We start from the raw sequence: 9,935 nt of genomic DNA, 5'->3' as shown, positions 1-9,935 counted from the left end.
GGGGGAGGGGGCTAGCGGGCCTGGCCGCCCTTGGGCATCCGGGCGCCCTTGGGCATCGGGCCCTTGGGGATCGGCGCCTTGGAGAGCAGGTCGCCCAGCGCGCGCAGCCGGTCGTTCGTCTCGGTGACCTGGGCGGCGGTGATGGCGCGCGGCAGACGCATCAGGTGGATCTGGAGCTTCTTCAGCGGGATCTCGCCCTCGCCGTTGCCCACCACGATGTCGTGCACCGGCACGTCGCCGACCACCCGGGACATCTTCTTCTTCTCGGAGGCCAGCAGCTGGCGGACCCGGTTCGGGTTGCCCTCGCCGATCAGCGCGATGCCGGCCCGGCCCACGGCGCGGTAGACCGCGTCCTGGTTACGGGTGACCGCGACCGGGGTGCTGTTGGAGCTCCAGCCGCGCCGGATGTTGTCCAGTACCGCCGCCACGGCGCCCGGCTGCCCCTCCATCTGCCCGAACGCGGCGCGCTCGGCCCGGCGCCCGAAGACGATCGCCATGGCCAGCACGGCCACGATGAAGCCCAGGATGCCCAGGTAGACGGGGTGCTCGATCGCGAAGCCGATGGCGAGGAACACGCCGAAGGTCAGCAGGCCGACGCCGGCGATGATCAGGCCGATCTTGGTGTCGACCTTCTTGGTCATGCTGTACGCCAGGCGGATCTGCTTCAGTCGCCCGGTGTTCTCGGATGTTTCCCTCGCCATAACGGTCATGGTACTTGGCACGGGTACGGGATATCCAAGCCCGGGTACCCGTTCGCTCCAACCGTGACGCACGGGGCGGTACGCCGTCGCGCACAGCGACGCCGGAACCCCCGGGTGTCGCGCTGAGCGACGCGGACCGCCTGGCCGCCGGACGGCCCGACCGTCGGACCGGCCGACCGTCTGACCGCCCTACCGCTGGACCGCGCTACCGCTGGACCGCCCTACCGCCGGACCGGCCGCGTCCCCGGTGCCCCGGCCACCGCGTCGGCCCCGGCCACCGCGTCGCCGTGCTCGCGGTCCGCCGCGTACTCGCGGTTCTCGCAGACCGCCGCCCAGGCGTTGCGGCGCGCGTGCCGCTGCCCGGGGGCCGACAGGACGCTCTCGGCGAACCGCAGCGCCACCCCCACCGATCGGATCCGCATCCGCATGCCGAACAGCTCCTCTCCTGGCTGGAATGGCCGAGAAGAATCGAACACCCATCAGGGGTCCAGCGTCCCCACCCCGTGTTACCAGGCCGTGACCAGGCAGTCAAAGCGGGGTGAAAACCGAAAGGGCGGAGCCGTGGCTCCGCCCTTCGAATGGCTCAAACGGTTCGGACCGATCGGGAGACCGGTCAGACCGAGGCCTGCTCGCGCCGCTCCAGCGCCTGCCGGTACAGCCGGCCGGCCCGGTACGAGGAGCGCACCAGCGGGCCCGACATGACGCCGGCGAAGCCCAGCTCCTCGGCTTCCTCCTGGAGCTCGACGAACTCCTGCGGCTTCACCCAGCGCTCGACCGGGTGGTGGCGCAGCGAGGGGCGCAGGTACTGGGTGATGGTGATCAGCTCGCAGCCGGCGCCGACCAGGTCGGCCAGCGCCTGGCTGACCTCCTCACGGGTCTCGCCCATGCCCAGGATCAGGTTGGACTTGGTCACCAGCCCGGCCGCGCGGGCCTGGGTGATGACGTCCAGCGAGCGCTCGTAGCGGAACGCCGGGCGGATCCGCTTGAAGATCCGGGGCACCGTCTCGACGTTGTGCGCGAGCACCTCGGGGCGGGAGGAGAACACCTCGGCCAGCTGCTCGGGGACCGCGTTGAAGTCGGGGATGAGCAGCTCGACGCCGGTGCGGCCGGCCGCGCGGCCGGCGGTCATCGCGTGCACCTGGCGCACGGTCTCGGCGTACAGCCAGGCGCCGCCGTCCTCCAGGTCGTCGCGGGCCACACCGGTGATGGTGGCGTAGTTGAGGTCCATGGTGACGATGGACTCGGCGACCCGGCGCGGCTCGTCGCGGTCGAACTCGGCGGGCTTGCCGGTGTCGATCTGGCAGAAGTCACAGCGGCGGGTGCACTGGTCACCGCCGATGAGGAAGGTCGCCTCGCGGTCCTCCCAGCACTCGAAGATGTTGGGGCAGCCGGCCTCCTGGCAGACCGTGTGCAGCCCCTCCTTCTTCACCAGCGAGTGGAGGGCGTTGTACTCCGGGCCCATCTTCGCGCGGGTCTTGATCCACTCGGGCTTCCGCTCGATGGGGGTCTCGCTGTTGCGGACCTCCAGGCGGAGCAGCTTCCTGCCGTCGGGCGCGACAGCGGACACGTGCGACTCCTAGAACTAGACGGGGTACCCCCAGGGTACGCCTGTGGTTGTACGGCTTTCGCCGGGCCTGTCGCCCTGCAATCGCAGGGGAACACGGCTACCGGCCAGTAGATTCCCGCTGCCGCCGGGGCTTTCCGGACGGGACTTCCCGACGGCCGCCGAAGGGGTGGTCAGTGGCTGAGCGCCGGTTCCGGCAGCTCGGCGAAGAGCTCCGCCAGGTGCCGTTCGACCACCGGAGCCGCCTCGGCGACGGACAGCTCGCGCTTCAGTTCGCCGGTGAGCGAGGCGACGCCCGCGTCCCGGATGCCGCACGGCACGATCTTGTCGAACCAGGTCATGTCCGGGGCGCAGTTGAGCGCGAAGCCGTGCATGGTCACCCCGCGGGCGACCCGTACGCCGATCGCGGCGAGCTTGCGGTCGTCGCCGCGCTGGCCGGCGTTGGAGGGCGCGTACTCGGGGCCGGCCAGGCGCGGGTCGATGCCCAGCGGCAGGCCCATCCGCAGGGTCAGCTTGCCGATGTCCACCACCTGCGCCGGGTCCACCACGGCGTCCGGCAGGGACTGGCCCAGCACCCAGACCCCGCTGCGGCCCTCGACCCGGGTGGTTCCGATGCCGAACTCGCCGGCGGTGCGGATCAGCGCCTCCTCCAGCCGGCGGACGTAGGCGATGACGTCGATCGGGTCGGGCAGCTTGACGATCGGGTAGCCGACCAGCTGGCCGGGGCCGTGCCAGGTGATCTCCCCGCCCCGGTTGACCTCGACCACCGGGGTGCCGTCCAGCGGCAGGTCGGCGGGGTTGGTGCGCTTGCCCATGGTGTACACCGACTGGTGCTCCAGGAGCAGGACGGTGTCCGGGATCTCGTCCGCGACCCGCAGCGCGTGCAGCCGCTGCTGCTCCTCCCAGGCTTCCTGGTAGGGCACGGTCCGCTCACCTATGCCCATGTGCACGAAACGCACGTTCTCGCTCACCGCTGCCGCTCCTTGCCAGGCGTTCGAGACCAACCTCGCCACTGTACGCCCAGCCCGGACCGGACCCGTCCGGCCCGTGCCCCGTCGTGACCCTCAGCCGCCCGACTCCTCCCCGCTCCCGGCGAGCAGCCGGAGCCGCAGCGCGAGCTGGAGCTCCAGCGACCGCTCCGGCTGGTTCCAGTCCCGCCCGAGCAGGGCCTCGACCCGGTCCAGCCGCTGGACGACGGTGTTCACGTGGACGTGCAGCTCGTCCTTGGCCCGGGTCAGGCTGCCGCCGCAGTCGAAGTAGGCGCGAAGGGTGCGGACCAGCTCGGTGCCGCGCCGGGCGTCGTACTCCAGCAGCGGGCCGAGCGTCGCGCCGACGAAGCCGTCCACGTCGTGGCCGTCGCCGAGCAGCACGCCGAGGAAGCCGAGCGAGCGGGCCGAGGCGCCCTCCCCGGCGCGGCCGAGCACCCGCAGTGCCCGGACGCAGCGCAGGCCCTCGGCGTAGGAGGCGGCCAGCGCGGACGGTCCGGCGGCCGGGCGGCCGGCGCCGACGGTGACCGGGAACCCGGCCAGCCGGGCCAGCCGCTCGGCGGCCTGCCGGGCGGTCGCCTCGGGGCCGTGGGCGCCGCCGGTGTCGGCGGGCGTCAGCAGCACGACCGTGTCGGTGTGCTCGGCGCTGACGCCGCGGGAGCCGAACAGGTAGCGCCGGGCCGCGCCCGCCAGCCGTCCCCGGTCGTCGTCCTTCCCGTCGGCCGGCTCCGCGACCAGCACCAGGTGCGGCCGGGCGAGGTCGACGCCGAGCCGGCGGCCGCGCGCGGTGAGCCCGGCCGGGTCGCGCTCGGGTGCGGTCAGCAGATCGGTGAGCAGCTCGCCGCGGACCCGGTTCTCGGTCTCGGCGACCGAGCGGCGCAGCAGCAGGAGCAGTGCGGTGACCACGCTGGCCCGCTCGAACAGCCGCCGGTCGGCGTCGTCGAGGTCGGGCCGGCCACGCAGCACCAGGGTGCCGAGCGCGTCGTGCCCGGCCAGCACCGCGCAGACCCACTGCTCGCCGTGCCGGACGGACCGGCCCTCGGCGCGCGAGGCGGCGACCGCCTCGGTCAGCTCGGCCGCGGGTGCGGAGCGTCCGGCCAGTGGCTCGCCCTCAGCGTCCAGGACCGCTATCTCGCCGCCCAGCAGGACCGCGACGGCGGCGGCGACGTCCGGCACCTCGGCGCCGCGCAGCACCAGGTCGGTGAGCCGGTCGTGGGCCTGCTCGGCGCGCTGGACGGCGGCGGAGTGGGCCCGGACCAGTTCGTTGGCGGCGTTCAGCTCGGCGAGCGCGGCCCGGGTGTCGGCCAGCGACTTGGCGGTGTCCAGGGCGATCGCGGCGTGCGCGGCCAGCGAGCAGAGCAGCGCGACCTCGTCGGGGGAGAAGGCGCGCGGCGTGCGGTCGGCGGCGAACAGGACGCCGATGACCTGCCCGCCGATCAGCAGCGGCACCCCGATGATCGCCACCAGGCCCTCGTCCAGCACGCCGGCGTCGATCGTGCCGGTGTGGTGGAAGCGCTCGTCGGTGCGGTAGTCGGGGGTGGCGTACGGGCGGGCGGTCTGCGCGACCAGCCCGCCCAGGCCGTCGCCGAGGCTGAGCCGCAGCGTCTGGAACAGCGCGGAGACCGAGCCGTCGGTGACCCGCATGTAGGTGTCGCCCGCGGCCTCGTCCGGCAGGGTCAGGTACGCGATGTCGGTGCCGAGCAGCATCCGGGCCCGGCGGACGATCGCCTGGAGCACGCTGTCCAGGTCCCGGGAGGCGGCGAGGTCTCCGGCGGTGTCGAACAGCGCGGTCAACTCGGCCTCGCGGCGCCGGTGTTGACGCAGGGTGCGGTGAACTCGCAGGGCCTGCCAGGTGGCGTCGTCGATCTCGGCGAGGACGGCGGCCGGCGCACCGCGGCGGCGGGCGTCGGCCAGCACGTCGGCGAAGTCCTCGGTGGCGGCGCCGGAGGCGAGCAGGTCGAGCAGCCGCCGCAGCGCGGGCGCGGCGCTTTCGTGAGGGTGGTTCATGGTGCGTGCTGCCAATCGGCGTCGGTTCCGTCGGTTCCGAGAAAGCGCGATCGTATCGGCTCGGCCTCAGACGGCGGTGGGCTTGCCGACCGGGGCGGCGTCCGGGGCCGCGGCCTCCGTGGCCTCCGCGGCCCGCGGGTCGTTCCCGTCCTCGACGGCCGCGAGGTCCTGCCCCCTGGTCTCCCGGCCGCAGAGTACCGCCAGGACGGTGATCGCCGCCGCGATGGCGACGTACACCGCGATGGGGGTGGCGCTGCCGTAGTCCTTGAGCAGCGCGGTGGCGATCAACGGCGCGGGGGCGCCGGCCGCCACCGAGGAGAACTGGGCCCCGATCGAGGCGCCCGAGTAGCGCATCCGGGTCGCGAACAGCTCGGAGAAGAAGGCGGCTTGGGGCGCGTACATCGCGCTGTGGAAGACCAGGCCGACGGTCACGGCGGCGACCAGCGGGCCGAAGGACTCGGTGTCCACCAGCCCGAAGAAGACGAAGGCCCAGGCGCCCACCCCGACCGCGCCCACCAGGTACACCGGCTTGCGCCCGACCCGGTCGGACAGCGCGCCGAACAGCGGGATCAGCGCGAACTGGATCGCGGAGGCGATCAGGACGGCGTTCAGCGCGGTCTGCTTGGAGAAGTGCGCGTGGGTCACGGCGTAGGTGAGGACGAAGGTCGTCATCACGTAGTAGGAGATGTTCTCCGCCATCCGCGCGCCCATGGCGATCAGCACCTCCCGCCAGTGGTGGCGCAACACCTCGACCAGGGGCGGCCGTTCGGCGCTCCTCCGCTCCGCCTGCCGCTTCTGCTGCGCGGCCAGCGCCTGCTTGAACAGCGGCGACTCGTCCACCGCGAGCCGGATCCACAGGCCGACCCCGACCAGGACCGCCGACAGCAGGAACGGCACCCGCCAGCCCCAGGCCAGGAAGTCGGCGTCCGACTGCACCGTCGTCATCAGCGACAGCACCCCGGCCGCCAGCAGGTTCCCGGCCGGCGCCCCGCCCTGCGGCCAGGACGCCCAGAACCCGCGCCGCCGCTGGTCCCCGTGCTCCGACACCAGCAGCACGGCGCCGCCCCACTCGCCGCCGAGCGCGAAGCCCTGCACCAGCCGCAGCACCGTCAGCAGCACCGGCGCGGCGGCGCCGATCGAGTCGTAGGTCGGCAGCAGGCCGATCGCCGTGGTGGCCCCGCCCATCAGCAGCAGGCTCACCACCAGCAGCCGCTTGCGCCCGATCCGGTCCCCGAAGTGGCCGAACACCAGCGCCCCGAGCGGTCGCGCCGCGAACCCGATCGCGTAGGTCAGGAAGGACAGCAGCGTTCCGGTCAGCGGATCGCTGTGCGGGAAGAACAGCTTCCCGAAGACCAGGGCGGCCGCCGTTCCGTACAAGAAGTAGTCGTACCATTCCACGGTTGTTCCGATGAGGCTCGCGGCCACGATGCGTGGCAGTGAGCCTCCGGTGGTTTTCGGAGCGTCTGAGCCGTTCATGGTCACCACTTCCGGGTGGGGGACGATGTTCGCCACAAGGTAGGAAGCGCTCGACCCCGGGACTATGTGACTGGCTCACATAGACCAGGGGTCGAATATGGCGGCTTGCCCTATGGGTGATCCCCTCCGTCCACGGAGCGTTCCCGGCTCAGCGCGCCGTCCAGCCGCCGTCGACGGGGAGGCTGGAGCCGGTGATGTAGGAGGCTCCGGGGGAGCAGAGCCAGACGGCGAGCTGGGCGACCTCCTCGGGCTCGATGAGACGCTTCACGGCGGTGCGGTCGAGCATGATCCGCTCGACCACCTCCTCCTCGGGGATGCCGTGGGCGAGCGCCTGGGCGGCGATCTGCTTCTCCACCAGGGGCGTCCGTACGTAGCCCGGGTTGATGCAGTTGCTGGTGACGCCGTGCGGCGCGCCCTCCAGGGCGACGGTCTTGCTCAGGCCCTCCAGGGCGTGCTTCGCGGTGACGTAGGCGGACTTGAAGGCGCTGGCGCGCAGGCCGTGGACGGAGGAGACGTTGACGATCCGGCCCCACTCCCGCGCGTACATGTGCGGCAGGGTGCGGCGCAGGATCCGGAACGGGGCCTCGACCATGACCCGCTGGATCAGCGTGAAGCGGTCCGGCGGGAACTCGTGCACGGGCGCGACGTGCTGGAGGCCCGCGTTGTTGACGACGATGTCGGCGTCGTCCGGGAGGGCGTCCACGGCCGCGGGGTCACCGAGGTCGGCGACGATCGCGCGTCCGTCGATCCGCTCGGCGAGCTCCTCGGCCGGGCCGGCCGCGAGGTCCACGACGTAGACCCGGGCGCCGGCCCCGGCGAGGGCCTCGGCGCAGGCCCGGCCGATGCCGGAGGCGGCTCCGGTGACCATGGCCGTGCGGCCGGCGAGCGGGCGGGCAGTAGAGGTGTCCATGGCCGAGAACGGTAAGAATCCGGCGGCCCCGCTCCCATGTGGCGGACCGCCACAGCATCCCGCTGAGCTGTGGTGTTCTCCGCCATGACGATGGCGCGCGGACCGAACGGCGGATCGACCCTCGGAACCGCCGACGGTTCAGCCGCGGACAGCCAAACCCGAGGTGACCCCGCTTCCCCACAATGGGCGCGGTTGCTTCACCCGTTCGGTGGATTGCTCGGTCAGATCCACCCATAGCGCCCGAATGCTCGCTACATTCACGCCGATTCCCGACAGGGGGCGCCGCCCCAGGCCGCCGAAGTGCTGGTGAGGCCCGGTGCGACGTCCGAGAGGTGTTGACAGACATGCCCCAACGGCCCGCAACCGACAGCCCGGCGTACGGACCGCTCGACCCGCTCGGCCAGCACCGAGGGCCGGCCGGCCGGACCCTTCCGGACGCCCCCGACGCCCTGACCGCCGACACGCTGACCGCCGACACCCAGGCCGCCGACGACCTGCGGCTGCCGGTGCAGGCCGCACCCGACCGGCACGAGGCCCCCGGCGCGCCCGCGCCGGCCCCGGCCCGCGGCGCCGGCCACTCCGGCCCGGCCCCGCAGAACGGCCAGCTCGCGGCGCTGATCGAGGAGGCCGGCTTCTCGCACGCCGGCCTCGCCCGCAGGGTCGACCAGCTCGGCCTGGAGCACGGCCTCGACCTGCGCTACGACAAGACCTCGGTCACCCGCTGGCTGCGCGGCCAGCAGCCGCGCGGGGCCACCCCGGCGCTGATCGCCGAGGTCTTCACCCGCCGGCTCGGCCGCCGCCTCACCGCCCAGGACCTCGGCCTGGACGCCTGCGCCCCGGTCTACGCCGGCCTGGAGTTCGCCGAGACGCCGCAGGAGGCGGTGGACATCGTGGCGAGCATGTGGCGCAAGGACAACGGGCCGCAGTCCGAGCTGCGCCGGATCGCCTTCACCCCGGCGGGCCTGGTCGTCCCCAGCCGGGACTGGCTGATCGGCCGCACCGACGAGCGGGTCGCCCGGGACGGCTCCACCCTGGTCCGGCCGGACGCCGCCACCGGTCCGCCGTCCGGCAGCGCCACCTCCGCGGCCATCACCGGTGCCCCGACGCCGGGTGCGCCCGGCGCGTCCGGCGTGAGCCCGGTGCGCGGCCCGGGCGCCCCCGTCGCCCGCAGCACGGCCGGCACCACCGGTACCGCCCCCACCATCGGGCGGGTGCCCATCCAGAGCCGCCGGCCGCCGGTCGCGGTCGAGCCGCCGTACTCCGACCCGGCCCGGGAGTCCCGCCCCACCCTGCGGGTCGGCCGCGGCGACATCGCCGCCATCCGGGCCGTCGGCGACCTCTTCAGGGCGCTCGACCACGCCTACGGGGGCGGCCACGCCCGCCAGGCGCTGGTGCGCTACCTGGAGAGCGAGGCCGAGCCGATGCTGCGCGGCCGTTACGGCGAGCAGATCGGCCGGGCCCTGTTCGGGGCGGTCGCCGACCTCACCAGGCTGGCCGGCTGGACGTCCTTCGACATCGCCGCGCACGGCCTGGCCCAGCGCTACTTCGTCCAGGCGCTGCGGCTCTCCCAGGCCGCCGGGGACCGCGCGCTCGGCGGCTACGTGCTGGTGACGATGAGCCAGCAGGCCGTCCACCTGGGCCACGGCCGGGAGGCGGTCCAGCTCGCCAGGGTCGCCCAGCAGGGCGTGGGCACCGCCGTGCCGCCGGTCGTGCAGTCGCTGATGCACGCCGCCGAGGCGCGCGGGCACGGTCTGCTGGGCGACGTCCGCTCCTGCACCACGGCCCTGGTGCGCGCCGAGCGCTCCCTGGCCGCGGCCCGGGCGGGTGACGAACTGCCCTCCTGGGCGCGGTACTTCGACGAGGCCCAGCTCTCCGACGAGTTCGCCCACTGCTACCGCGACCTCCAGCAGTGGCGGACGGCCGCGCAGCACGCCGAGAAGTCGCTGCGGCTGCGCTCGCCCGCCTACGCGCGCAGCCGGATCTTCTGCCGGCTGGTGCTGGCGACCGCCCGGCTCGGCATGGGGGACCTCGACGAGGCCTGCACCATGGCCACCGACGCGCTGCGGGCGGCGGGGGAGATGCGCTCGGCCCGCTCGCTGGAGTACGTCCGGGACTTCCACCGCCGCCTCACCCCGTACCGGGGCAGCCCGGTGGCCCGGGCCTTCGAGGAGTCGGCCCGGCAGGTGGGGGTGATCTGAGGGAACCGGGCGCGCCTCCTCCTCGGCGGACACCTCGTCCCCGGGGCCGGCCTTCACGCCGCCGATGTCGATGATCGCGGCGCCGTGCGAGAC

The 9,935-nt window shown here is 73.6% G+C and carries 8 protein-coding genes; 1 reads left to right on the top strand and 7 read right to left on the bottom strand.

Annotated elements, in window-relative coordinates; translation table 11 throughout:
* Positions 1–11: 11 nt before the first annotated feature.
* From ACFRMQ_RS31700 to ACFRMQ_RS31670, 7 genes are all read right to left on the bottom strand, one after another.
* Positions 12–710 carry a DUF4191 domain-containing protein gene (locus tag ACFRMQ_RS31700; protein WP_380734164.1) on the bottom strand — a complete coding sequence of 233 codons (699 nt, stop codon included), beginning with the start codon at positions 708–710 and terminating at the stop codon, positions 12–14.
* A 212-nt stretch (positions 711–922) separates the two neighbouring features.
* Positions 923–1,129, bottom strand: coding sequence for a hypothetical protein (locus ACFRMQ_RS31695; protein ID WP_380734162.1), 207 nt, complete (start codon positions 1,127–1,129; stop codon positions 923–925).
* 185 nt (positions 1,130–1,314) lie between these two features.
* Entirely contained in the window at positions 1,315–2,268 is a 954-nt protein-coding gene (lipA, locus tag ACFRMQ_RS31690) for a lipoyl synthase (protein WP_380734161.1), read from the bottom strand.
* Positions 2,269–2,438: 170 nt separating this feature from the next.
* A complete protein-coding gene (lipB, locus tag ACFRMQ_RS31685; protein ID WP_380734163.1) occupies positions 2,439–3,209 on the bottom strand; it encodes a lipoyl(octanoyl) transferase LipB in 771 nt (256 codons plus the stop codon).
* 120 nt (positions 3,210–3,329) lie between these two features.
* A complete protein-coding gene (locus ACFRMQ_RS31680) occupies positions 3,330–5,258 on the bottom strand; it encodes a helix-turn-helix domain-containing protein (RefSeq protein ID WP_380734160.1) in 1,929 nt (642 codons plus the stop codon).
* Positions 5,259–5,324: 66 nt separating this feature from the next.
* The gene (locus tag ACFRMQ_RS31675) at positions 5,325–6,734 is read right to left on the bottom strand and encodes an MFS transporter (protein WP_380734159.1); all 1,410 of its coding nucleotides are present in this window, start codon (positions 6,732–6,734) and stop codon (positions 5,325–5,327) included.
* A 148-nt stretch (positions 6,735–6,882) separates the two neighbouring features.
* Positions 6,883–7,644: a 3-hydroxybutyrate dehydrogenase gene (locus ACFRMQ_RS31670; protein WP_380734158.1), complete on the bottom strand. Its 762-nt coding sequence runs from the start codon at positions 7,642–7,644 to the stop codon at positions 6,883–6,885.
* Between the two features lie 344 nt (positions 7,645–7,988).
* Between ACFRMQ_RS31670 and ACFRMQ_RS31665 the strand changes: the two genes are divergently transcribed.
* Positions 7,989–9,842 (top strand): regulator, encoded by a 1,854-nt coding sequence (locus ACFRMQ_RS31665; protein ID WP_380734157.1) that lies wholly within the window; start codon positions 7,989–7,991, stop codon positions 9,840–9,842.
* The last annotated feature ends 93 nt before the right edge of the window (positions 9,843–9,935 follow it).

The organism is Kitasatospora sp. NPDC056783 (genome assembly GCF_042789895.1).
Taxonomy (GTDB): Bacteria; Actinomycetota; Actinomycetes; order Streptomycetales; family Streptomycetaceae; genus Kitasatospora.
Note: the sequence above shows the minus strand (reverse complement) of the source record. Positions and strands in the feature narration are given on the sequence as shown.